The 24,641-nt window shown below is 64.4% G+C and carries 21 protein-coding genes; 12 read left to right on the top strand and 9 right to left on the bottom strand.

The features are described 5' to 3' along the window. Positions 1 to 10 precede the first annotated feature (10 nt). Entirely contained in the window at positions 11 to 709 is a 699-nt protein-coding gene (locus tag CS1BSM3_RS14590) for a cyclic nucleotide-binding domain-containing protein (protein ID WP_072387820.1), read from the top strand. 10 nt (positions 710 to 719) lie between these two features. Here CS1BSM3_RS14590 and CS1BSM3_RS14585 read toward each other — a convergent pair whose 3' ends face one another. From CS1BSM3_RS14585 to CS1BSM3_RS14575, 3 genes are all read right to left on the bottom strand, one after another. Beyond that, positions 720 to 2,117 carry an enoyl-CoA hydratase/isomerase family protein gene (locus CS1BSM3_RS14585; protein ID WP_210188777.1) on the bottom strand — a complete coding sequence of 466 codons (1,398 nt, stop codon included), beginning with the start codon at positions 2,115 to 2,117 and terminating at the stop codon, positions 720 to 722. A gap of 2 nt (positions 2,118 to 2,119) precedes the next feature. Next, the gene (paaK, locus tag CS1BSM3_RS14580) at positions 2,120 to 3,424 is read right to left on the bottom strand and encodes a phenylacetate--CoA ligase PaaK (protein ID WP_072387818.1); all 1,305 of its coding nucleotides are present in this window, start codon (positions 3,422 to 3,424) and stop codon (positions 2,120 to 2,122) included. Between the two features lie 309 nt (positions 3,425 to 3,733). Further along, the gene (locus CS1BSM3_RS14575; protein ID WP_072387816.1) at positions 3,734 to 4,324 is read right to left on the bottom strand and encodes a TetR/AcrR family transcriptional regulator; all 591 of its coding nucleotides are present in this window, start codon (positions 4,322 to 4,324) and stop codon (positions 3,734 to 3,736) included. 665 nt (positions 4,325 to 4,989) lie between these two features. Here CS1BSM3_RS14575 and CS1BSM3_RS14570 point away from each other — a divergent pair. The 6 genes from CS1BSM3_RS14570 (at position 4,990) to CS1BSM3_RS14545 (ending at position 13,874) form a co-directional block, all read left to right on the top strand. After that, positions 4,990 to 6,228 carry an efflux RND transporter periplasmic adaptor subunit gene (locus CS1BSM3_RS14570; RefSeq protein ID WP_244540507.1) on the top strand — a complete coding sequence of 413 codons (1,239 nt, stop codon included), beginning with the start codon at positions 4,990 to 4,992 and terminating at the stop codon, positions 6,226 to 6,228. A gap of 91 nt (positions 6,229 to 6,319) precedes the next feature. Next, on the top strand, positions 6,320 to 9,520 hold the full coding sequence (locus CS1BSM3_RS14565) for an efflux RND transporter permease subunit (protein WP_072387812.1): 3,201 nt from the start codon (positions 6,320 to 6,322) through the stop codon (positions 9,518 to 9,520). 417 nt (positions 9,521 to 9,937) lie between these two features. Next, positions 9,938 to 10,885, top strand: a complete 948-nt coding sequence (locus CS1BSM3_RS14560) for a metal ABC transporter solute-binding protein, Zn/Mn family (protein WP_244540506.1) — start codon at positions 9,938 to 9,940, stop codon at positions 10,883 to 10,885. Between the two features lie 8 nt (positions 10,886 to 10,893). After that, on the top strand, positions 10,894 to 11,727 hold the full coding sequence (locus CS1BSM3_RS14555; protein ID WP_072387809.1) for a metal ABC transporter ATP-binding protein: 834 nt from the start codon (positions 10,894 to 10,896) through the stop codon (positions 11,725 to 11,727). Positions 11,728 to 11,739: 12 nt separating this feature from the next. Beyond that, complete coding sequence (locus CS1BSM3_RS14550; protein WP_072387807.1) at positions 11,740 to 12,948, top strand: metal ABC transporter permease; 1,209 nt, start codon at positions 11,740 to 11,742, stop codon at positions 12,946 to 12,948. Beyond that, positions 12,945 to 13,874, top strand: coding sequence for a metal ABC transporter permease (locus tag CS1BSM3_RS14545; protein WP_072387805.1), 930 nt, complete (start codon positions 12,945 to 12,947; stop codon positions 13,872 to 13,874). Before CS1BSM3_RS14550 ends, CS1BSM3_RS14545 begins: the two co-directional genes overlap by 4 nt. An 8-nt stretch (positions 13,875 to 13,882) precedes the next feature. Here the strand turns inward: CS1BSM3_RS14545 and CS1BSM3_RS14540 are convergent, their stop codons facing one another. The 5 genes from CS1BSM3_RS14540 to CS1BSM3_RS14520 all read right to left on the bottom strand — a co-directional run bounded on the left by CS1BSM3_RS14540 (position 13,883) and on the right by CS1BSM3_RS14520 (position 17,839). Then, the gene (locus tag CS1BSM3_RS14540; protein ID WP_072387803.1) at positions 13,883 to 14,854 is read right to left on the bottom strand and encodes an NAD(P)-dependent oxidoreductase; all 972 of its coding nucleotides are present in this window, start codon (positions 14,852 to 14,854) and stop codon (positions 13,883 to 13,885) included. A gap of 258 nt (positions 14,855 to 15,112) precedes the next feature. Beyond that, positions 15,113 to 15,307, bottom strand: coding sequence for a hypothetical protein (locus CS1BSM3_RS14535; RefSeq protein ID WP_072387801.1), 195 nt, complete (start codon positions 15,305 to 15,307; stop codon positions 15,113 to 15,115). Continuing rightward, on the bottom strand, positions 15,304 to 15,546 hold the full coding sequence (locus CS1BSM3_RS14530; RefSeq protein WP_072387799.1) for a hypothetical protein: 243 nt from the start codon (positions 15,544 to 15,546) through the stop codon (positions 15,304 to 15,306). The genes CS1BSM3_RS14535 and CS1BSM3_RS14530 overlap by 4 nt, the downstream gene beginning before the upstream one ends. 394 nt (positions 15,547 to 15,940) lie before the next feature. Further along, entirely contained in the window at positions 15,941 to 17,269 is a 1,329-nt protein-coding gene (locus CS1BSM3_RS14525; protein WP_072387797.1) for an LLM class flavin-dependent oxidoreductase, read from the bottom strand. A 258-nt stretch (positions 17,270 to 17,527) separates the two neighbouring features. Next, positions 17,528 to 17,839, bottom strand: a complete 312-nt coding sequence (locus tag CS1BSM3_RS14520) for a hypothetical protein (protein ID WP_072387792.1) — start codon at positions 17,837 to 17,839, stop codon at positions 17,528 to 17,530. 136 nt (positions 17,840 to 17,975) lie between these two features. On the opposite strand from CS1BSM3_RS14520, the gene CS1BSM3_RS14515 reads away from it, so the two are divergent. From CS1BSM3_RS14515 to CS1BSM3_RS28295, 5 genes are all read left to right on the top strand, one after another. Then, the gene (locus tag CS1BSM3_RS14515) at positions 17,976 to 19,112 is read left to right on the top strand and encodes a TRAP transporter substrate-binding protein (protein WP_072387786.1); all 1,137 of its coding nucleotides are present in this window, start codon (positions 17,976 to 17,978) and stop codon (positions 19,110 to 19,112) included. Positions 19,113 to 19,223: 111 nt separating this feature from the next. Further along, a complete protein-coding gene (locus tag CS1BSM3_RS14510; protein ID WP_072387784.1) occupies positions 19,224 to 19,820 on the top strand; it encodes a TRAP transporter small permease subunit in 597 nt (198 codons plus the stop codon). A 2-nt stretch (positions 19,821 to 19,822) separates the two neighbouring features. Beyond that, complete coding sequence (locus tag CS1BSM3_RS14505) at positions 19,823 to 21,172, top strand: TRAP transporter large permease (RefSeq protein ID WP_072387782.1); 1,350 nt, start codon at positions 19,823 to 19,825, stop codon at positions 21,170 to 21,172. Between the two features lie 28 nt (positions 21,173 to 21,200). Then, on the top strand, positions 21,201 to 22,598 hold the full coding sequence (locus CS1BSM3_RS14500; protein ID WP_072387780.1) for an amidase: 1,398 nt from the start codon (positions 21,201 to 21,203) through the stop codon (positions 22,596 to 22,598). Further along, entirely contained in the window at positions 22,595 to 22,765 is a 171-nt protein-coding gene (locus CS1BSM3_RS28295) for a hypothetical protein (protein ID WP_174263687.1), read from the top strand. The genes CS1BSM3_RS14500 and CS1BSM3_RS28295 overlap by 4 nt, the downstream gene beginning before the upstream one ends. A 76-nt stretch (positions 22,766 to 22,841) precedes the next feature. Here CS1BSM3_RS28295 and CS1BSM3_RS28805 read toward each other — a convergent pair whose 3' ends face one another. After that, positions 22,842 to 24,569, bottom strand: a complete 1,728-nt coding sequence (locus CS1BSM3_RS28805; RefSeq protein WP_143149213.1) for an OmpA family protein — start codon at positions 24,567 to 24,569, stop codon at positions 22,842 to 22,844. Positions 24,570 to 24,641: the final 72 nt, after the last annotated feature.

Here is a 24,641-nt window from a genome sequence, read left to right as displayed (position 1 = left end):
GAACATAACCATGCGCGCGGAAGAAATTGAGGAAATGCGGCATTTGCCGCTGTTTGCCGAGGTAGATCCAGCCCATGCCGAGGCGCTTCTGCGCGTATCGTTCCTGCAGCGCTTTCCTGCTGCCGTGGAACTCGCGCGCGAGGGCGACCCGGCGGACTTCCTGCATGTGGTCGTCGATGGCCATGTGGAGGTCTACTCGGCCTATCGCGACCGGGAAACGACTGTATCGGTGCTCGGGCCGGGGCAGAGCTTCATCGTCGCCGCGGTGATCCTCGACCGGGTCTATTTGAAGTCGGCGCGGACCCTTTCGTCGGCGCGCGTTCTCTTGATCCCGGCCGCCGCAGTGCGCCGCACATTTGCAGTCGACGCCGCATTCGCCCGCGCGCTTGCGCAGGAGCTTGCCTATGCCTACCGCGGGATCGTCAAGGAGCTGAAGAACCAGAAGCTCAGGTCGAGCCTCGAGCGGCTGGCGAACTGGCTGCTGGCTCACGACGCCGAGACAGGCGCGAATGGGCGATTTTCGCTTCCCTTCGAGAAGAAGGTCCTCGCCTCCCGCCTCGGCATGGCGCCGGAGGTTCTCTCTCGGTCATTCGCGTCACTCGTGCCCTACAAAGTCGTCGTACGGGGTCCGGTGGTCGAGATCAGAGACCTCGAAGCCTTGCGAACGCTCGCCAAACCGGCTGCGACGATCGACGACCCGGGAATTTGAACGCAATTGCTCACATCTTGCGGTTCTGCGCGTCCCAGTTGCGCTCGAGATTGGCAATGAGCGCCGGGCTGAAGTGGCAGTAGGCCTGCTCTCGCGCATAGAGCGATACGTAGCGCCGGAAGACGTCGATCGGCTCCTGACCGACGCGCAACCCGCGGCGATTGCCGATCGCTCCGACGGCGCCGGCGCTGGTGAGGCCGCCGACGACGCGCTCGATGCTCACGGCCATGTCCTGAGGCGCGACGATCTCGTCGCAGATGAGCCGCCCTTCGGGCGAGTCGCAGGGCAAGCGCCGCTCGTACTGAATGGCTTGCCGGGCAATGCGATCGCCGACGAAGCGCGGCAGGCGCAGGTTGGCCAATCCGGGAATGATCCCTTCCTTGCGCGCCGGCAGCGTCATGAACGCATCAGCAGCCGCAATGACGTAGTCCATGGCAAGCAGAATCTGGCAATGGCCGCCAATGGCGAACGTATCGACCGCGGCGACCCACGGCTTCTCGATGCCGAAACCGCTCACGTCGTCGGGGAGTGCATCCGGCCGCGCCACACCACGGAAGATCTTGTGCACATAGCCGAGCTCGCGGCGCGGAAACCAGAGGTAGGGAATAGCGCCACGATACAGATGAGTGAGGTTGATGCCGGCGCCGAAGATCTGACGGTCGCGGTACTTCGGGTGCTCGACCGGCCCTCCGCGCATGACGATGATGTCGCTTCCCGGATCGAGCGTGGCGACGTCCGTCGCGATCTCCATGGCGTCGAGCGTCGTGTCGTCCTCTGCATTCAGGAAGCGCGCGTTCACCGCAATGAGATGAAGGGCGCGGCCGTGACGCTCGAGGCGCACGGCGCCGAGATCGAGCGCGCCATCAGCGGCAAGGCGGGCCGCGGGCTCGGCACCGTCCTCGCGCGGCAGCAGCATGGCGTGACAGAGATGCAGACCCGCCTGCTCGTCGGCAAGAACACGCGATGTGAACAGCCCCTGGTCGATCTCCACTCCATCCTTGTCGCGCTGATCGAGCTTCGCCTCCGCCGCAACCTCCTGACGCGTGGGAACGAGCCCAGGCACGGCCTCGGCAGCCATCCAAACCAGATCTTCGAGGCGCACAAAGCGCATCCGCGCGGCGGTCAATTCGTCGTAGACCGCGCGGGCGTGCACGGCGAGGAAACGGTCGCGCGCACCGCGGGCGGCCGAGAGAATGGCCTCTGCTGCCGCGCGCTCGGCATCGTTCCGCGCCGGCTTTCTCGGAAGTGCGGCAAGCAGGCGGGCACTGGCCACCCAATATTCGCTGTAGTCGCGGCGATCCGATGCAAAATCCGAAACACCGGAAGGTTCCGCCGCGATCCAGTCTGCGATCGCACGGGACGACAAGCCGGCAGATATGAGGAGTTCGCTTGTGCTCGGCCCGCTCATGCTCAGCCCTTTGGACGTTTGTCGATGACCCGCCGCGCTTTGCCCTGCGAGCGCTCGATGCCCCCTGGCGGCATGGCGCGCACCGTGCTCGTCACGCCGACGAGCGCCTTGATCATATGCTCTGCCTGTCGTGCCAGAGCGGCCTCGGTATGTGGTGCCGCCGGCGTGCGCGTCTCGACGAGAACGTCGAGCTCATCGAGCTGACCGGGACGCGTCACCTCCAGAATATAGTGCGGCGCGAATTCTGGAATGTTCGCCAACACCCCCTCGATCTGTGAGGGAAAGACGTTCACGCCACGAATGATGAGCATGTCGTCGCTGCGACCCTTGATGCGCTCGATGCGGCGCATCGCGCGTCCCGTACCGGGCAGCAGGCGCGTGAGGTCGCGCGTGCGGTAGCGGATGATCGGCATAGCCTCCTTGGTGAGCGAGGTGAAGACCAGCTCGCCCTCCTCGCCGTCAGGAAGCGATTTGCCGGTATCGGGATCGATGATCTCGGGTAGGAAGTGATCCTCCCAGATCGTCAGACCATCTTTGTCGGCAACATACTCCTGACCGACGCCGGGACCGATCACCTCGGAGAGCCCGTAGATGTTGACGGCCTGGAGGCCCATGCGTCGCTCGATCTCGTCGCGCATGCCGTCCGTCCAGGGCTCGGCACCGCAAATCGCGATCCGCAGGCTCGTCTTCCGCGCATCGATACCTCGCCGATCGAACTCATCAGCAATAGCGAGCAGATAGGACGGCGTCACAGCGATGATGTCGGGCTTGAAGTCCGTGATGAGCTGAACCTGGCGTTCGGTGAAACCGCCGCCAACCGGAATGACGGTGCAGCCGAGCTGCTCGGCCCCGTAGTGCAAGCCGAGACCGCCCGTGAAGAGGCCATAGCCGTAGGCCACATGGATCTTGTCTCCAGGCTTGCCGCCGGCCGCACGGATCGAGCGTGCAATGAGCCCGGCCCACGTGCGGATGTCGCCTTGCGTGTAGCCGACGACCGTCGGCTGACCGGTGGTGCCGCTGGATGCGTGAACGCGCACGATGCTGTCCATGGGCACGGCGAACATGCCGAATGGGTAGTTCTGGCGCAGGTCTTCCTTGGTCGTGAGCGGAAACTTCGAGAGATCGGCGAGGGATCTCAGATCATTCGGCTGGACACCGGCCGCATCGAATTTGCGGCGGTAGTGAGCAACCCGCTCATACGTGCGAGCGAGCATGCTGCTAAGTCGAGCGAGTTGGAGTTCGCGAAGCTCTTCAATGCTGGCCGTTTCGAAAGAGTCGAACGAATAGACTTCAGCGCGCAGCGACATGGCATCGTCTCCCTTGATAGAAAACGAGTGGCCTGTTCTCGATGCCGTATGGGGGGAGCCGGATAACCCAGCTCGTGCGGCAAGGTCGGCTTAGCGACTAGTGTGATGATCGAGAAATTCGCCAAATCTCGCGGCACAGTGTAGAGCGAATTTCTCGATCTGAATCACACTAGCAAGATTATGGTTCTAGTGTCCCTTTTGATTCCGAAGTTCGCTCGGGACACTGGCATCGAGGTTAAGCGAACTTCGGTATCGGGACACTAGAGCTTAGCCAAAACGCCTAAACAACGCGATGGGAATTGAGTGCCGCTACGCCGGCCAGGCGGCAAGCGCCATCTCGGCGACGTCCAGCAACTGCTCTCGTGTGGCGCCGCCGGCTGCCTGCACGGACATGCCCTGCAGCATCGTTGCGATATAGCGCGCGAGCGCGGCGGGGTTGCTTGCGGCCGGAAGATCGCCTTCGGCCTTGGCGCGTTCGAAGCGCGCCCGCAGTTCATCCTCGCCTGTGCAGCGCAGCGCCGAAAGCTCGTTCTTTATGGATTGCGCGGCCTCGCTGCACGAAAGCGCGCCCTGGACCGAGAGGCAGCCGGCCGGATGGCACGGATCCGTAAGGCACTGGGCCGCGCCACGCAGCAACTCCTCGACGACGCCTCGCGCCGTCGGCGCCTGAAGCGCCGCGCGATACATCGCAGCGGGGCCTGTTTCCAAGTAGCGCTGGAGCGCCCGGTGGAACAGCTCCTCCTTATTGCCATACGCGGCATAAAGGCTTGGCCGGCTTATGCCCATGGCCTCCGTGAGGTCTGTCAGTGAAGTGCCTTCAAAGCCGCGCTGCCAGAATACGATCATGGCCTTGTCCAACGCCTCGTCGGCATCGAACTCTCTTGGACGGCCCTTCGCCACGACACGATCTCCTTCACATCTCTGCGAGCATCATCGCATTTCAGTACTTATCGGTATAGATAGTCATTGACAGATCCCTTGTCACCCATTACTTACCGATCGGTATATAAATACCTAGCGACGGGGTCTATCGGGTCAAGCCTCCCCACGCGTCAGTGAAGACAGACAGGAGCCCGCCAATCGGGCGGGCTACCCGGCCATAACGTGGCGGGTAATTGAGCGAATGATCGGTGTGGTCGAGAAGCGGCCAGTGCAGACGAGGGCAACAGAAGGATGAGCAATACACGCGGGCGGTTGATTCAAACAGGACACAAAACGCGGGCAGACTGAGCACAGCGGCAGGACGCCGCCTTTGCTCGGGCCCATAAATAAAGTTGCCCCGCCCGTGTCGGCCGAAGCGGCGATCCAACGTCCTAGATGACGAGCGATGACGAGCACGGCAAATCCACTCGAAGAGGTGGAGATGAGCATGAGCACACCGCGCGATGAAAAGCCGAGCGCGGGATACAGAGAACAAGACTTAGCAGCACGTTGCACGAACTGACTGGGCAATCCGGCACGCCGGGCCCAAGTCGAGCACAAAGATCGAGACGAAGAGCGAACCGCCTGAGCAACGGACGCTCGAAAGACAAAAGCCTGAAACAGGCAAGCGTTAGGAGATGATCATGAGCAGTACTCCCAATGACATGCAGTCGGGAGCCGATCGGCAGCCGAGGAGTGGGCGCCGCTGGTTCTGGGGTTCGGCCGCCATACTGGCTGCGAGCGCCGCAACTGGCGCCGTCCTTTACTCGGCGGCACCAGGGCACTCAGAAGGCCCAGCACCGATGCTGCCTCCCGCGCCCACCGTCTCCGTCCTGACCATCGCGCCGCGTCAGGCAACCGTATGGGACGAGTTCTCGGGTCGTCTGGAGGCCGTCGAGCGTGTTGACGTGCGCTCGCGCGTCGCCGGCAGCGTGCAACAGGTGCACTTCCGCGAAGGCGCGCTCGTCGAGAAGGGCGCACTCCTCCTGACGATCGATCCGGCCCCCTATGCGGCCGAGGTCGAGCGCCTCGAGGCGCAGGTTGCGGCCGCCGAAGCACGCGTTGTCTTCACGCGGACCGAGGTCGACCGCGGCCGGCGCCTGCTCGGCAGCTCTGCCCTCTCGGAGCGCGATGTCGACCAGCGCACGAACGCGTTCAACGAAGCGGACGCGACGCTGCGGGCCGCCAAAGCCGCACTTCAGGCTGCGCGCCTCAATCTCGAGTACACCGAAGTGCGCGCACCCGTGGCGGGACGCGTCGGACGACTGGAGATCACCGTCGGCAATCTGGTCGCAGCGGGACCGGGAGCGCCGGTCTTGACCACGCTCGTCTCCGTCGATCCGATCTACGCGAGCTTCAATGCCGATGAGACGACGGTGTCGCGTGTCCTTGCGGCACAGAGCCCCGCGGCCAATGCCGCCGGGGACGTCGGCGAGGTCGCTGTCGAGATTTCGAACCCGGCCGCGAACGGCGCCTGGGCCGCCGGCAAGCTTCAGCTCATCGACAACCAGGTCAATGCGACGAGCGGCACAGTACGCCTGCGCGCGGTGTTCACGAATGCGGACGGGCGCCTGATCCCAGGCCAGTTCGTGCGCGTGCGCATGGCGCAGCCACAAAACGCTCCGGTTGTAGCCGTCAGCGAACGGGCCATCGGCACGGACCAGAGCAAGCGTTTCGTCATCGTGGTCGGCCATGACAACAAGACCGCCTACCGCGAGGTTACGCTCGGTGCGATGGCCGACGGCGAACGCATCGTCACGAGTGGTCTCGATGCCGGCGAGCGGATCGTCGTGAGCGGACTGCAGCGCGTTCGGCCCGGTGCCGTCGTCAAGCCCGAGCCAGCGCCTCCAGGCCGCGTGACGTCCGCCGACGCGCAGAACTGACGCTACCGGCAGCCGATCGTGAACTCGGAATTGTGCAAGCACAACTGACCGGCCCTGCGGGGAGCGGTCCAAGCCTCCCCGCGAGCCTGTCATGAACATCTCCAGATTTTTTATCGATCGTCCGATCTTCGCCGGCGTTCTGTCGGTGCTGATCTTCCTCGCCGGCCTTCTGGCGCTGCGTGTGATGCCCATCTCGGAATATCCCGAGGTGGCACCACCCTCGATCGTGGTGCGCGCGGTCTATCCGGGCGCGAATCCGAAAGTCATCGCCGAGACCGTCGCGACGCCGCTCGAGGAGCAGATCAACGGCGTCGAGGGAATGCTCTACATGGGCAGCCAAGCGACCGCCGACGGCGTGATGACGCTCACGGTCACTTTCCGGCTCGGCACGGACGTCGACAAGGCCCAGCAGCTCGTCCAGAACCGCGTTGCGCAGGCCGAGCCGCGGCTGCCCGAGGAAGTGCGCCGGCTCGGCGTGACGACCGTCAAGAGCGCGCCGGACCTCACCATGGTCGTGCATCTGCTCTCGCCGAACGGCCGCTATGACATGACGTACCTGCGCAACTACGCCGTGCTGAACGTCAAGGACCGGCTGGCGCGCATCGAGGGCGTCGGGCAGGTCCAGATCTTCGGCGGCGGCGACTACGCCATGCGCATCTGGCTCGATCCGGCCAAGACGGCGGAGGTGGGCCTTTCTCCCGCCGACGTCGTCAACGAGATCCGCGCGCAGAACATTCAGGCCGCCGTCGGCGTCATCGGCGCTTCGCCGGCCCCTGCCGATATCGATCTGCAGCTCCCCGTCAATGCGCAGGGGCGCCTGCAGAGTGAAGCGGACTTCGGCGAGATCGTCGTGAAGGCCGGCGCCAACGGCCAGATCGTCCGCCTTCGCGACATCGCACGCATCGAGCTCGGCGCCTCCGAATATTCGCTGCGCGCACTGCTCGACAACAAGCCCGCGGTTGGCCTCGGCGTCTTCCAGGCGCCCGGCTCCAATGCCCTGCAGATCTCCGAGACCGTGCGCGCGACAATGGCCGAGCTCAAGCAGAACATGCCGGAGGGCGTGGACTTCGGCATCGTGTACGACCCGACACAGTTCGTGCGCGCTTCGATCCAGGCCGTGGTCATGACGCTGCTCGAGGCGGTGGCGCTCGTCGTCTTCGTCGTCGTACTGTTCCTTCAGACCTGGCGGGCTTCGATCATTCCTCTCGCCGCCGTGCCCGTCTCGATCGTCGGCACATTCGCGGTCATGTACGCGCTCGGCTTCTCGATCAATGCGCTGACGCTTTTCGGCCTCGTGCTGGCGATCGGCATCGTCGTCGATGACGCGATCGTCGTCGTCGAAAACGTCGAGCGCAATATCGAGGAGGGCTTGCCGCCGCGCGAGGCGACGTACAAGGCCATGCAGGAGGTTTCGGGACCGATCGTTGCAATCGGGCTCGTGCTGGTCGCCGTGTTCGTGCCGCTCGCGTTCATCACCGGGCTGACCGGCCAGTTCTATCGCCAGTTCGCCCTGACCATCGCCATCTCCACGGTCATCTCGACGATCAACTCGCTGACCCTGTCGCCCGCGCTTTCAGCGCTCCTCCTCAAGGGCCATGACGCGCCCAAGGATGGCCTGACGCGCTTCCTCGATCTGACGCTCGGCTGGCTGTTCCGCGGCTTCAACGCCGTGTTCCATCGCGGCACGAACGCGTACACGGGCGGCGTTAAGGGTGTGCTGTCGCGCAAGGCTGCCGGCTTCGGCATTTATCTCGTGCTGATCGCGGCTGCGTTCGGCGTGCTGAAGGCGGTGCCCTCAGGGTTCGTTCCCGCGCAGGACAAGCAGTACCTCATCGGCTTCGCGCAGCTTCCCGACGGCGCCACGCTCGATCGCACCGAGGACGTGATCCGTCGCATGAGCGAGATCGCCATGAAGCATCCGGGCGTCGAGAATGCGGTCGCCTTCCCTGGCCTCTCGATTGCCGGCTTCACGAACAGCGCGAGCGCCGGCATCGTCTTCGCGACGCTGAAGCCTTTCAGCGAACGCCGATCGCCGGGGCTTTCCGGTCCCGCCATCGCCATGGCGCTCAATCAGCAGTATGCCGGCATCAAGGATGCGTTCATCGCCATGTTCCCGCCGCCGCCGGTCTCCGGCCTCGGTACGGTCGGCGGCTTCAAGTTGCAGATCGAGGATCGCGCCGGCCTCGGCTATGAAGCGCTGGATGCGGCGACGAAAGCCTTCCTTGCGCGCGCAATGCAGGCACCGGAGATCACCGGCCTCTTCACGAGCTACCAGATCAACGTGCCGCAGCTCTATGCGGAGATCGACCGAACACGCGCGCGCCAGCTCGGCGTGGCCGTGACGGATGTCTTCGAAACCATGCAGATCTACCTCGGCTCGCTCTACGCCAATGACTTCAACCGTTTTGGCCGCACGTACTCGGTGCGCGTTCAGGCGGACGCCCCGTTCCGCGCGCGCGCCGACGACATCGGCCAGCTCAAGGTGCGCTCGAAGTCGGGCGACATGATCCCGCTCTCGGCGCTGCTCAAGGTGCAGCAGGCATCGGGGCCGGAGCGGGCCATGCGCTACAACGGCTTTCTCTCGGCGGACATCACCGGCGGCCCGGCCCTCGGCTTTTCATCGGGCCAAGCCCAGGCTGCCGCCGAGCGCATTGCCGCCGAGACACTGCCGAAGGGCATTTCCTTCGAATGGACCGAGCTCACCTACCAGGAGATCCTGGCCGGCAACTCCGCGATCCTGATTTTCCCGCTGTCAGTGCTGCTCGTGTTCCTGGTGCTTGCTGCGCTGTACGAGAGCCTGACACTGCCGCTGTCGATCATCATGATCGTGCCGATGGGCCTGCTGGCGGCACTGGCGGGTGTGTGGATCAGCGGTGGTGACAATAATGTCTTCACGCAGATCGGCCTCGTCGTGCTGGTCGGCCTTTCGGCGAAGAATGCGATCCTCATGGTCGAGTTCGCACGCGAGCTCGAGTTCGCGGGACGCACGCCTTTGCAGGCCGCGATCGAGGCAAGTCGCTTGCGTCTCCGGCCGATCCTGATGACCTCGTTCGCCTTCATCATGGGCGTGGTGCCACTGGTCCTCTCGGTCGGCGCCGGCGCCGAAATGCGAAAGGCCATGGGCATCGCGGTCTTCTCGGGCATGATCGGCGTGACGATCTTCGGCATTTTCCTGACGCCGCTCTTCTACGTGATGCTCCGTGCGCTCGCCGGTAACCGGCCGCTGAAGCAGACCGGCGCGCCGCCGGCCATCGCCGAAGCCCACGCGCCGCGGCCGGCCCCCGCAGAGTAAGGGCACGTCGCCCGCCCGCAGTCCCCGGGGCATAGTGTGTCCCGGGGGAGTTGGCGAGGCGCCATCCACGGGCTCGATGACCGGCCAATGCCCGACCATCGAGCATACGGCTATGCAAGTTGCACATGCCGAGAGCGGCGGCGGCATGTACGCCTCCCGCTCCAACTTCCTGTGATGTTGGCATAATCTTGCCCGGGCGTGGCGTTCGCTGACCCAGCCAGCACGCGCGTTCCTTCCCAATCCCCCTCGGACCCGGCCACCGATCTCTCTTGCAAATCATTCGCAATTGCCTTATCAGATCTTCCTGCAAATGGTTTGCACTTGCGTCTGCCTCTAGGGGGCAGATGAGAGACGCGGGCAAGTTCAGGTCGGCGAGGCACGATGAAGAGGGCAATTGGGGGGTGGCGACGGGCAATAGTGGCAGGAGGGCTGCTTGCCGCAGCGCTCGTTGCTGCCTGCGCAGTGTCCCCGGCGAATGCGCAGCAGAAGCTCAAGGTGGTTGCCACGACCAGCATGATCGCCGATGCCCTCAAGCAAGTCGGCGGCGATCGTGTCGAGGTTTCGGCGCTCATGGGCGCTGGCGTCGATCCACACACCTATCGCCAGACGCGATCCGACATCGTGGCCATGACCAAGGCCGACGTCGTCTTCTGGCATGGTCTGTATCTCGAAGCGCAGCTCGAGACCTTCTTCAAGGATCTCGCCAAGCGCAAGAAGGTCATCGCGCTCGCGGAGGCGCTGCCGAAGGAAAAGCTCCACAGCAGTGCTCAGTATCCCGGCCGATACGATCCGCACGTGTGGATGGACCCTCAACTGTGGAAGGGCGTGATTTCGGCGGCGTACAGCGAGCTGATCAAGCTCGATCCCGGCGGCGCGGCGCAATTCAAGGCGAACACTGAACGGCACCTAGCTGAAGTCGATGCGCTGACTGTCTACGCCAAGCGCGTTCTCGCCAACGTGCCGGAAAAGTCCCGCGTGCTGGTGACGGCTCACGATGCCTTCAGCTACTTCGGCCGGGCATTCGGCTACGAGGTGCTGGGCATTCAGGGCATCTCGACGGAGAGCGAGGCCGGGCTGAAACAGATCGAGGATCTCGTCCAGGTCATCGTGGACAAGGAGATCCGCGCCATCTTCATCGAGTCGTCGGTGTCGGACCGCAACATCAAGGCCCTGGTCGAGGGCGCTGCTGCCAAAGGCCACAAGGTCGTCATCGGCGGCGAGCTCTTTTCCGACGCCATGGGGGCACCCGGCACGTACGAGGGCACTTACATCGGAATGATCGATCACAACACGACGGTGATCACCCGCGCGCTTGGTGGCGAAGCACCGGCAAAGGGCCTCAACAACAGACTGGCCGCAATGTGAGAGAGCGCATGACCGAAGCCACGCCGCAACTCATCGCGCAGAATGGCCGCACACTTGCCCCGGCAATTTCAGATAGCCCGCTCGCGATCTCGGGGCTTACGGTTTCCTACGGTGAGAAGCCCGTTCTCTTCTCTGTCGACTTTGTCACGCCGCCGGGCAGCATGGTCGCAATCGTCGGACCGAACGGCGCCGGCAAGTCGACCCTCATCAAGGCAGCGCTCGGCATCGTGCCGCGCATCAGCGGCGAGGTGACAGCATTCGGCCAGGCCTATGACAAGGTGCGCCATCGCATTGCCTATGTCCCACAGCGCGCGAGCGTCGACTGGGAGTTTCCGGCAACGGCACTCGATGTCGTGATCATGGGCCTCTATCGCGAGATCGGTTTCCTGCGCTTTGCCGGACGGCGGCATCGCCAGCGGGCGCTCGAATGCCTCGAGCGGGTCGGCATGGCGAGCTTCGCACATCGACAGATCGGGCAGCTCTCGGGCGGACAGCAGCAGCGCGTGTTTCTTGCGCGAGCGCTCGCCCAGGACGCAGAGCTCTATGTGATGGACGAGCCATTTGCCGGCGTCGATGCCGCGACCGAGCGCGCGATCGTGTCCGTGCTCAAGGAGCTGAATGCCCAGGGCAGGACAATCATCTGCGTCCACCATGACCTTTCGACTGTCCGCGACTACTTCGATCATGTGTTGCTACTCAATGTCCGCAGGATTGCGGCCGGTCCCGTCGCGACGACGTTCACGGCCGAGAACCTTCAGGCGACCTACGGCGGACGGCTTGCGAGTACGCAGGTGGAGGCACTTGCCGACGAGGCCGCATCGACCATAGCGTCCCGGCATTAGCGACCGCATCCAATGGACGCCTTTCTCAGCGCACTCCTTCTTCAAGCCGGCTACAACACAGCCCTGGTAACCATAGGCGCCGCGTTGCTCGGCGCGAGCGCGGGCGCCATCGGTACTTTCGTCCTGCTGCGCAAACGCTCTCTGGTGAGCGACGCTATCAGCCACGCGACACTTCCTGGTCTCGCCCTCGCATTCATCATCATGGCACTTCTCACGGGCGACGGGCGTTGGATCGCCGGCCTCATGATCGGCGCCGGCGCGAGTGCAGGTCTCGGCCTCGTTCTCGTCGAATGGATCGGTCGGCGAACGCGCCTGACGGAGGACGCGGCCATCGGCTCCGTGCTGGCCGTGTTCTTCGGCTTCGGGATCGTCTTGCTCACGGTCATTCAATCGCTCGAAACCGGCCGGCAGGCGGGCATATCCAGCTATCTCGTCGGCTCGACAGCCGGAATGCTGCGCAGCGAAGCCGAGACGATCGCGATCGCGGCGCTGATTTCCGGCGCTGCGATCTTCGCCCTGCGTCGTCCGCTGACGCTCGTCTGCTTCGATCAGGAGTACGCCGCCGTTCGCGGGATCAACGTACGCGCGACGGATCTTGCGATGATGGGCCTCCTGCTCGTGATCACGGTGATCGGGCTCAAGGTTGCAGGTCTCGTGCTGATCGTCGCGCTGACGATCATCCCGCCCGCCGCGGCACGCTTCTGGACCGACCGACCGGAGCCCATGGTGATCATCGCCGCCGCGCTCGGTGCAGTCGCCGCTTATCTCGGCGCCGTCATCTCGTCGCTCGACCGCGGCCTGCCGACCGGCGCGCTGATCGTGCTCGTCGCATTCGCACTGTTCCTCGTCTCGCTTCTCCTTTCGCCGCGTCGCGGACTGCTCGCGAGCGCGTTGAAGCGGCTCTCATTCCAGAGAGAGGTGCATGAACGGCAAGGGCTCATGGCCCTCGCGCGCGGCGAGCCCATCTACGATACCTTCACACTCCGGGTTCTGAAACGTAAGGGGTTCATCCGCGCCGATGGCGTCGCCACGCTCGCCGGGCGCGGCGCGGCGGCCGGCGTGATGCTGGACGAGGCCCGCTGGTCGCTTTACCAGAAGCTCTTTCCGGATGACGCCGCCAACGCCGCCCATCACGGCGTGACACCCATCACCGAGGCCCTTCCAGCCGACATCGTTGCCGAGCTCGATCGCCACCTCACCGTGCAAAAGGCGCCATCATGAGCAGCGAGTTCGTCCAGCTCTCCCTGGCGCCGATGCTCATCGGAACGCTCGCGTCGGTGACATGCGCGCTCGTCGGCAATTTCCTCGTTCTGCGCCGCCAGAGCCTGATCGGCGACGCCGTGGCACACGTGGCGCTGCCCGGCATCGTCGTCGCATTCCTCATCACGGGAACCGTCGCGGCCGGCCCGATGCTGATCGGAGCTGCCGCTTCCGCCGTCGTTGCGGCACTGCTTATCGAGCTCATTCGCAAGGTCGGCAAGATCGAGCCCGGCGCGGCGATGGGCGTCGTATTCACAACCCTGTTTGCTGCCGGCGTGCTGCTGCTCGAGCGTTCCGACACGAGCAAGGTGCACCTCGATGTCGAACATGCACTTTATGGCAATCTCGAAAGCCTGATCTGGCTCGCCGGCGACGGCTGGGGCTCGCTGGTCGACCCGGCGGCACTTGCCGAGCTTCCCCCCCAGCTTCCCCGCCTCGCGCTCGTCTTACTCGTGGTCGCAGGCTTCATCACCATCTTCTGGAAGGAGCTGGTGATCGGCACATTCGACGCTGCCTTTGCCGAAAGCATCGGCGCGCGGCCGACCATTACGAGCTATGCGCTCATCGTCATGGTCGCCGTGGCCGCCGTCGCAGCGTTCGACGCCGTCGGCTCGATCATCGTCATCGCCATGTTCATCTGCCCGCCCGCGGCCGCACGGCTGATGACCGATCGCATGGGACCGCAGATCGCCTGGAGCGTCGTTTTTGCCGTCCTCTCGGCCGTGCTCGGCTACGTTCTGGCCGGCTACGGACCGCTCTGGGTTGGCGCACGCTCGAGCGTCAGCGCCGCCGGCATGATCGCCACGGTGTCGGGCATCATCCTATTTCTGTGCTGCCTGTTCGGGCCACGGCGCCGCGGCGTCAAGGTCGCGGCGAACCGAGCTTAGCGCCTCCTTCAGGATCGCTTTGGGTCACCCGCCGCCGACGGGTCGCGCTCGAGGGCGGCCTTGATGCGCTCGGGATCGACGGCGATCTCGACACCCGCACGCTCGATCTGCAGCTTCATTGCCGAGCGAGAATCCTGCGCTTCCCAGCCGCGGCCCATGGCCTCGACCATGTCGGCGTACGCGAGATTGGATAGGCGCATCGGCACGCCGAGCTCGCGTCCAAGATCGGTCGCAAGTGTCATGTCCTTCAATGCGAGCTTGAGCGCGAAGGCCGGGGGCTCGTACTTGCTCGGCAGGAACTGGTCGACGAGGCGGTCGAACGCACGACTGCGCCCGACAGCGCCGGTGCGCACGGCTTCCCATAGGGCCAGCGGCTCGACTCCGCCCTTGACGCCCATGGTGAAGACCTCGGCAAGTGCGGTCTGGATCGCATAGCCCGCGCAATTGTGGACGAGCTTCGCAACCGAGCCCGCGCCGATCGCACCGATGTAGCGCGCCTGATCGGCAAAGGCGTCCAGGAGCACTTTGTACTCGTCGAAGCTCGCCTTGTCGCCGCCGACCCAGATGGCGAGCCGGCCCGATCGTGCGCCGCTCGGGCCGCCGCTCACCGGCGCGTCGAGGAAGTGGCAGCCCTTCTCTGCGAACTGCGCGGCGATCTTCCGCACCATGCTCGGCGCGTTCGTCGATAGGTCGAACACGGCGCCTCCCGCCTTGAGGCCCTCGAGCAAACCGTTACCATCGCCCGTCGCGACGGCTTCGACCTCCTTCGGCCCGGGCAGCGACAGAAAGACGACGTCGCAGGCCTCGGCAACCGCCCGCGGGCTCGCGGCCCAAGCCGCCCCCTTGGCGAGGAAGGGCTCGGCTGCTTCGCGCCGCACGTCATGCACGACGAGCCCGTGGTTCGAGCTCTCGAGATACTTCGACAGATTGGCCGCCATGTACGCGCCCATCGTGCCGAGGCCGATGAAACCGACTTTCATTGATTGATCCTCCCAGGTGCCGTCGAGCGACAGTGCCCCAGCTAAGCACGTCCGCCGAGCTTGAGCGACAGCGGACGTGTCGCCCGCATGGCGCGGTCGCGCGGATGGCACAGCTTGGAGGGGAACGCGCTCAGCGCCATACGGCGCGCAGGCCTAGAAGGCGGCGATCGGAAAGATGTAAATCCATGGGACGGCACTCCGGGCGCAGGAAGTCATGCGCCCGGAGTGATCTCGACAAAGCAGCCGGGCACACGCCCGTCACATCCACCAGGGGGAGAGTGCGAGGCGCGCACGCTCCTCTTCCCAGGCCTCGCGATCGGCCTCGGAATCGCTGTCCGGCTCGATCGGCGCCCCAGGCCAGTCATAGGCCTGCAGCAGTTGCGCACCGATCTTCGTCAGGCCTTCCTGCCACCACGCCGCAAAGTTGCGGAGCGCATCGAGCAACCCACTCATGTGACCGCCTCCATTGTGCGTTGATCCGAACTCGAGATGGCGCGCCAACCGCGCTTGCCGACGCGCTCGATATCGCGTGCGGCGCGCTGTGCCGCCTGAGCGCTGGCGAAAATGTGCCCGTCGAGCACATCGAATGCGCGCGCCGAAGAGAAGAAGCGGAATCCACGCCCGCCTTCCTTCCGCACGACAATGCCAATAGTCTCACCCTGCGTGTCTTCCACTGTGTAGCCTTCGGACATAGCTCTCCGTTCGCCGCGAATGCGCGACGCCTCTGCTGATCGAATTGTCGATGGGATGTTGCGGATCATGCCCCGCGCGAGGCGCGGGTCGGCATGCGTCTCAGCAACAACAGCAGCGGTCGCAACACATGCTGCGAACGGCGAAATCTTGTGCGTTCATCGCACCTGTCAGAATCGTCATCACAGAGCTCCTTTCGTCAGGAGTTCACGGGCGCCGCCCGCGAAACCTTAGCGTTTGATGACGCGGCGCAAGTCTCTTTGCCCCAAATCACCGCGGCCGGCCCCGCAAGGGCCGACACTGACAACATAAGGGGATTTTGTCCTCAGCCAACGAAGTGTTTCTCAGATGCTTATGAAGCATATTGCTCCATTGGCCGAGGACAAGCGGCGGCGCTCAGGCCGGGAAATACTTGTTCGGGGGGCGCGGAAGACCCAGATTTTCGCGCAGGGTGCGCCCCTCGTACTCGCGGCGGAAAATGCCGCGCCGCTGCAGCTCCGGAACCACCCGATCGACGAAGTCGTCGAGCCCCGCGGGAAGGTACGGGAACATGATATTGAAGCCGTCGCTGCCGTCCTCGACAAGCCACTGCTCCATCTCGTCGGCGATCGTCTTCGGCGTACCGACGAAAGAAAGGCCCGCGTAACCGCCGAAGCGCTGCGCGAGCTGACGCACAGTGAGGTGCTCGCGCCGCGCGAGCGCGATCGCGCGCTCGCGTCCGCTCTTGCTGGCGTTCGTCTCGGGAATATCGGGAAGCGGCCCATCAGGATCGAACTTCGAGGCGTCGTGCCCGATGGCAATGGAAAGCGACGCAATCGCACTCTCATAGTGCACGAGACTATCGAGAAGCGCCCGCTTGGCGCGCGCCTCTTCGACCGTATCGCCGACGACCACCAGCGCACCGGGAAGGATCTTCAGGTGATCCCGCGGCCGGCCAAGCCTGTCCATGCGCCCCTTGACGTCCGCGTAGAAGCTCTTGCCGCCCGCGAGATTGCCTGGCGCCGCGAAGATGACTTCGGCGGTCTCGGCCGCGAGCTGACGCCCGGCCTCGGAGGCGCCTGCTTGAACGATCACCGGCCAGCCCTGGATGGGACGCGCGACATTGAGCGGCCCGCGCACGGAGAAATGGGGCCCCTTGTGATCGAGCACGTGCATCTTCTCGGGATCGAAGTAGATGCCGCTTTCGACATCGCGGATGAAAGCGTCGTCCGCCCAGCTATCCCAGAGCCCTTTGACGACATCGACGAACTCGCGGCCGCGCTTGTAGCGATCGCCATGCTCGACGTGCTCTTCGAGGCCGAAGTTCAAAGCCGCGTCCGGGTTCGAGGTCGTGACGACATTCCATCCGGCGCGGCCGCCACTCAGATGGTCGAGCGCCGCGAAGCGCCGGGCGACGTGATAGGGCTGATCGAATGTCGTCGAAGCCGTCGCGATGAGGCCGAGCCGTTCGGTGACGACAGCAAGCGCAGGCAACAGCGTCGGCGGATCGAAGGATGTGACGGTCGCGCTGCGCTTCAGCCCCTCGGTCGGCATGTTGAGCACGGCAAGGTGGTCGGCCATGAAGAAGGCATCGAACTTCCCCTGCTCGAGCTTCTGCGCGAAGCGCTTCAGGTGCGTGAAGTTGAAGTTGGCGTCGGGCGTGCCGCCGGGATAGCGCCAGGCGGCCGTGTGAATGCTGACCGGACGCATGAACGCGCCGAGCCGCATTTGCCGTGATGTGCTCATGTTCGCCTCGTTGATTTCGGTACTTCTGGCGGGGCGGATCACCGATCGCGCTCACGCTGGTCGTCGGCAACTATCGAGGGACGATAAGCCAAATCAAATCACAAACAGTCGAAAGAAGAGCAGGGCATTCTCGGCGTGAAGGACGCGGATCTCATTCTCGGCCGATCGGTGAAAGTGCGTTTTGCGCAGTAAGCACCAAGGCGAATTTTGATCGCGATCTTCACGCTACGGCGGAATGCGTAGCAACAGGCCCGAGCATTAGACATTCTTTTCATATTTCTTTGCCGGACGCACCGGCAGCACTTCGTCAGGTCTCTGGATGTCGCCGTCCCGCCCTATCGAGAGCTCGACGCCCGGATCGTCGCAACACATCGGGCGGGTCGTCGCTACCCGTGACTTGAGCTCCTGCTTGTAGAGGCGCAGCAGGATGCGATCCCAGACCTGGGATGCCAGCCGCGGGAAAGTGTCTGAGACACAAAATATTGGATAGAGCCCGGGGGAAGAGATCCGCTCGCAGGGCAACGGATTGGCTATCGCGTACGCGCCTGCCAAGGCCGCTGCGTCGCACAATCAGCACATCGTCCAAAGGACTGAGGACAGCCGGCCCAAACATGAAACGGCAGGTATTGCATATGGCATACCATGCGTGCCATGGTTCGCACCAATAACGAGCGTCGGCAAAGACCGACCAATTTGGAGGAAGCCCATGACTAACAATTCTGATTCCACGCGCGTAAACCGACGCCGCTTTCTTAAGGGTGGCGCGCTTGCTGCGGCCGCTGCGGCGGGCACGGTTACCATGCCGAACGTCTCGCGCGCCCAGACCGTGACCCTGAAAATGCAGGGTTCGTGGGGCGCGAAGGACGTCTTCAACGAGATGGCGATGGACTACGTCGACCGCGTCAACAAGATGGCGGGCGGTCGTCTGAAGATCGACTATCTCGTTGGCGGCGCAGTTGTTCATCCCTTCCAGGTGTTCGATGGCGTTCACGGCGGCCAGATCGACGGCGCCCATACCGTCACGGTCTACTGGTACGGCAAGCACAAGGCCGCCTCGCTGTTCGGCACCGGCCCCGTGTTCGGCTTCAACGCCAACGAAGGCCTCGGCTGGATCCACAATGGCGGCGGGCGCGAGCTCTTCCATGAGCTGCAGACGCAGATCATGAAAGTCAACATCGTCAGCTTCTTCGCGATGCCCATGCCGACCCAGCCGCTCGGCTGGTTCAAGAAGCCGATCACCTCGGCCGCGCAGATCAAGGGCCTCAAGTATCGCACGGTCGGCCTTGCCGCCGATCTCTTCCAGGCGATGGGCGCCTCGGTTGCCCAGCTTCCGGGCGGCGAGATCGTGCCGGCCATGGAGCGCGGCGTCATCGACGGCTTCGAGTTCAACAACCCGACGTCGGACCGCCGTTTCGGCGCCCAGGACGTCGCCAAGAACTACATGATGGGCAGCCACCATCAGGCGACCGAATACTTCGAGATCATGTTCAACAAGGGCAAGTTCGACGCCCTGCCGGCCGAGCACAAAGCCATCCTGCAGTACGCCGCCGAGGCCGTCTCCTCCGCCAACGAGTGGAAGGCGATGGACTACTACTCGAAGGACCTGCAGGAGCTGATGTCGAAGGACAAGGTCAGCGTGCTGCGCACGCCGAAGGACGTCTTCGACGCCCAGATCAAGGCGTGGGACGGCCTGATCGCCGGCCTCGAGAAAGACCCCTTCATGAAGAAGGTGATGGACTCGCAGAAGGCCTGGGTGCGCCGCGTCGTGTACTACAACATGTACAACGCCACCGACTACCGTGGCGCCTTCGAGCACCACTTCCCGGGCGTCCTGAAGATCTGATCGGGCCTCGGCATTTCATGCCATGACGAAGTATCGGGCGGCGTAGAGTTGCGCCGCCCGATATTTTGACGGCAGCCCCCTGGGCGGCATCCGCCGAAGATCGGTGCGCAAATGAAAAACTTCCTCTTCTTCATCGACTCCCTCAGCACGTGGACCGGCAAGGCCTTCGCCTGGCTCATCATGGTTCTCACGCTTGGCGTCAGCTACGAAGTCCTTGTGCGCTATGCGTTCCGAGCGCCGACCACCTGGGCCTTCGACTTCAGCTACATCAACTACGGCGCGATGTTCCTGATGGCCGGTGCCTATACGCTCTCACGCGGCGGCCACGTCCGCGCCGACGTCGTCTACCGCTTCCTCAAACCGCGAACGCAGGCGAGCGTAGACCTCATCCTCTACGTGATCTTCTTCCTGCCGGCGGTTGCCGCCCTGATCTATTCGGGCTGGAAGTACGCGGCGACCTCGATCCGCTTCAAGGAAGTGAGCATCTTCAGCCCGGCGGGCATTCCGATCTTTCCGCTGAAGACCTTGATCCCCGTGACCGGCGTGCTCCTGCTGCTGCAGGGCGCTGCCGAGATCATCCGCTGCATCATTTGCATCCGCGAAGGAAGCTGGCCGCAGCGGCTGCACGACGTGGAGGAGACCGAGAGCGTCATCATTCGAGAAAAACAACAGGAGCAACTGCTCCACGATCCGTCGAAGGGGGGCTAAGCATGTCCGACCCGGCAGTTGGCATGCTGATGTTGGGATTGTTCATCTTCATCATCATGCTGGGTTTTCCGATCGCCTTTACACTCATAGCCATGGGTGTCGGCTTCGGCTTCTACGCCTACTTCGATGCCACCCAGGCGTTCTTCGAGAATCGAATATTCACGCTGCTTGTTCAAAAGACGTTCGAGGTGACATCGAACGATACGCTGATCGCGGTGCCGCTATTCCTGTTCATGGGATACCTCATAGAACGGGCGAACATCCTCGATCGCCTCTTCCATGCCCTGCAGCTCTCGATGTCGCGCGTACCCGGGGCGCTCGCCGTCGCGACGATGATCACCTGCGCGATGTTCGCCACCGCAACCGGCATCGTCGGCGCCGTGGTGACGCTCATGGGGCTGCTCGCGCTGCCCGCCATGCTGCGCGCCGGCTATGACATCAAACTGTCGACAGGTGTCGTGTGCGCGGGCGGCTGCCTCGGCATCCTGATCCCGCCGAGCATTCTGCTGATCGTCTACGCGGCGACAGCCGGCGTGTCCGCGGTGAAGCTCTACGCAGCGGCCTTCTTTCCGGGCTTTCTGCTGGCAGCACTCTACATCTTCTACATCATCATCAGGGCGGTCATTAATCCGGCATTGTGCCCGAAGCTCCCGAAGGAGCAGACGGACGTGCCGATCAGCGAGGTGCTGCGGGCCCTCTTCACTTCCTTCCTGCCCCTCGCGATCCTCATCGTCTGTGTGCTCGGCGCGATCCTATTCGGCCTGGCGACACCGTCGGAAGCGGCGGCAGCCGGTGCGCTTGCGAGCCTCGTGCTCGCTGCAGCATATCGGGCACTCAACTACGAGATGCTGAGGGAATCCGTCTACCTGACGGCCCGCGCTTCGGCGATGGTCTGCTATCTCTTCATCGGCTCGTGGACATTCGCCTCGGTCTTCGCAATTCTTGGCGGCCAGAAAGTTGTCGAGGACTTCATTCTCGGCCTCAATCTGTCACCGATCCAGTTCCTGCTGCTTACCCAGACCATCATCTTCCTTCTGGGATGGCCGCTGGAGTGGACGGAGATCATCGTGATCTTCGTGCCGATCTTCCTGCCGCTCCTGGACAACTTCGGGATCGATCCGATCTTCTTCGGCATCCTGGTGGCGCTGAATACGCAGACGGCCTTCAACACGCCTCCCGTGGCGATGGCGGCCTTCTACTTAAAAGGCGTGGCCCCACCACAAGTGGAACTCACGCACATCTTCCGTGGCGCCCTGCCGTTCGTCGGCATGGTGTTCCTGACGATGTTCCTGGTCTACATCTTCCCAGGCATTGCACTGTGGCTGCCTGACTACCTCTACACGTCACGCTAGGTGCCGGCGAGGCAACAAGGCTCGGAAGATGACGCGATTGGCAGATCTGAGTGTGGCTGAGGCGGCGGCGGCGATCCGTGAGGGTCGCGTCACCGCCGTCGAGCTGACCGAGGACTGCCTCAGCCGCGTGCGCGAGGTCGACGGACAGGTTCAGGCCTGGGCATTCCTCGACCCCGATCACGCGCTGCGGCAGGCGCAGGCAGCCGACGATCAGCGCATGGCGGGCAGGGCGCTCGGGCCCCTGCACGGCGTGCCGCTCGGCATCAAGGACATCTTCGACACGTCGGACTATCCGACCGAGTTCGGCTCCGCCCTCTGGCGGGGTCGAACACCGCGGCATGATGCGGCCGCCGTCGCGCGTCTGCGTGCGGCGGGCGCGGTCATTCTCGGCAAGACGGTGACGACCGAATACGCCTACTACCATCCAGGAAAGACGCGGAATCCACACGACCCGGCACGCACGCCCGGGGGCTCGTCGAGCGGATCCGCTGCTGCCGTTGCCGCCGGCATGGTGCCTGCTGCCATCGGCTCGCAGACCAATGGCTCCGTGATCCGCCCCGCGGCGTTCTGCGGCGTCGTCGGCTACAAGCCGACGCACGGCCTCATCCCGCGCTCCGGCGCGTTGCTCCTCTCTCGCGCACTCGATCATGTCGGCGTGTTTGCCCGCTCGATCGTCGATGCGGCGTTGATCGCCGATGTCCTCGCCGGTCATGATGAGGAGGATCCTGACACCCGGCCGATCGCGGCTCCGCAACTTGCGATGACGGCAGCCGGCGAGCCGCCCCTGCCGCCGCGTTTCGCGTTCGTCAAGGGGCCCGCATGGAAAGCCGCCGAGCCGGTTCTGGACGAGGCATTTGCCGAGCTCGTTGCCGCCCTCGGTGAGACCATCCAGCCCGTCGACCTCGGCACCGCGTTCGATCGCGCGATCGACTTCCACGGCATCGTCATGGCCACCGACATGGCCCATAACTTCCGCCGGGATCTCGCGAAGGGCGGCGACGCTCTGAGCCCTCAGCTCCGCGAGTTGCTCACGCGCGGTCAGCAGCACACGGCGTTCGACTACCTCGAGGCAACGACAGCGGCCGAGACTTTCAACCGCCTGCTGGACGACCTGTTCAACGAGTACGATGCCATCCTGACCGCGTCGGCGCCAGGCGAGGCTCCCATCGGGACTGCAACAGGCAACCCGATCTTCTGCTCGCTCTGGACGTACCTCGGCACGCCAGCCGTTTCCCTGCCGCTGCTCGAGGGCCCGAACGGGATGCCGATCGGCGTGCAGCTCGTCGGACGGCGTGGCAACGATGCCCGTCTTCTCAGGACCGCGCGCTGGCTTTCCCGCCATCTTGCCGAAGGCGGCAAGCCCCACCGCAAATCCACATCATCAAAAAGCTCCGGCCGCCGGACCAGCCAAAGGAGGGCCAAGTGACCAACTTCATCACCGGCATCATCGGCATAACGTTGGTAATAGCCTTTCTGGCGTTCATGCTCATCTGGGTACCCGCGCCGCCGCTGATCATCATAGTGTGTGCCGTCATGGCGATGCTGATCTACGACTTCGTGCAGTCGCTGCGCTCAAACGGCAACGGCCGCTGACCGGATATCGACGAAATAAAAAAGGGAGCCCCTGGCCGCGCCAAGGGCTCCCTTCGTTTTTTGTCCGCCGCGATCTCTAGCGATCGTGCAATTCGCCGAGCAGGGGCGTGATACGGCGAAGCGCGACACGTCGGTTCTGCCGTTCCGGCGCCTGCGTGTTGATCTTCAGATATTGCTCGCCATAGCCCTGCGTAACGAGGTTCTCGACCGGTACGCCGAACTCATTGACGAGGATGTCGGCAACCGACTCGGCGCGACGATCGGACAGCGTCAGATTGTCCTCGTCGGATCCGACGGCATCCGTATGCCCCTCGATGAGGAACATCTCGGCCTCATTGCGCTCGAGCATCCGCTGGATGATGCGCGCGAGGCGTGCGAGCTTCGGATACTGGTCCCGCGCGACCTCGAACGAGCCGAACTCGAAGTTGATCGTGTCGAGATCGATGCGGCGCATGTAGTCGCGCAGGGATGCGCTGTAGCGGATCTCATCGAGCGAGTAGCCACGCTCGAGACGGCCGACCGGCGGCGCCGAGAGTGCCTCGTAGAGGTCGTCGTCGGAAGCCTGCTCGTAGTCGACGATGTAGCGATCGCGCGGGATGCTGATCGCCGGCGGTGCGAGCGCAAGGCCGACGCCGATCCCGAGCGCGCCGACGCCGATTCCGATTGCGACGTTGCGATAGAAGCGGCGGTTGTCGATCAGGACGACCTCGCGACCTCCGCGATCGCGACGCCAGCGGCGCAGGATGCGGCCGTTGCGGTCGACCTCGCTGTAGACGCGCGTGCCATCGGGGCGCTCGAACCAGGTCTCGCGCCGTCCTTCGCCTAGATCTCGGCTCCGGGCGTTCGGGCTGAAGCGCTCGAAGGCACGACCCTCGTCGCGGCGGATAACCATCCGATCCTTTTCGCGGATGATCACGCGATTGCCCGGCTCCTCGATGACGCGGCGGCCACCTTCATTGCGCTCGACACGGCCGCGTTTCACCTCATCGAGGCGCATCGGGCCGCGCTGAAACCGCTCGGCCGCTCTTCCATCCGGCGCCCCTGGACCGCGCGGCCCTTCCGCGGGACGCGCACCATCGGGACGTCCCCCATCAGGACGCCCATCGGGCCGGCCCTCGCGCTGCGGCGGCTGGCCCGGGCGCCCGCGATCGCCATCGCCCCCGGGCTGCGTCGGACGCGCCTGCTCCGGGCCGCGACCACGGCGACCGTCATCACCTCCCGGCTGCGGCCCACGCGGCGGCATGACCTGACGCTGCTGCGGATCGCCAGTCGGTGCACCCGACGGCGGCGCGCGACCGAAGTCGGGACGCTGCGGCTGCTGTGGCTGGGGCTGTGGTGCTACCTGCTGCGGTGCGCGCGGCTGCTGCGGCTGAGGCTGCGGTGCGACCTGCTGCGGTGCACGCGGCTGCTGTGGCGCAACCTGCTGAGGCGGGCGCTGCTGCTGCGGCGGCATCTGCTGAGGCTGCGGCGCGGCGCGCTCGCGGCGCTCTTCGCGTCCGGGCCCGCGAGGCTGCTCCTGGCGCTGCGGCGCCGCGCGATCGCCTTGGCGCCCAGGATCGCCGCGCCCCTCTCCACGCCCCTGACCGCCACGATCGCCGGGCCGTTCCTGCGGACGCTCCTGGCGCTGGCGCTGATCGCGCTGGCGCCCTTGATCGTCCTGGTCCTTCTCCTGCGAGCGCTGAGCCTGCGCTTGCGGTACCAGCGGCCCGCCCGCAAGGCCGATCCAGCTCGTTCCTGCGAGCGCGACCGTCATCGCCAGCGGCAGTATGTTTGATCCCTTAGTACGTCGAGTACGTCGAGTCATGGCTATTCGCTCTCTGAATGCGCGGACCGTTGCGGCACGGAACTTTCCATGCGACCGGCATCCGTCGGTCCG

It is taken from the genome of Hyphomicrobium sp. CS1BSMeth3, from assembly GCF_900117415.1.
Taxonomy (GTDB): domain Bacteria; phylum Pseudomonadota; class Alphaproteobacteria; order Rhizobiales; family Hyphomicrobiaceae.
Note: the sequence above shows the minus strand (reverse complement) of the source record. Positions and strands in the feature narration are given on the sequence as shown.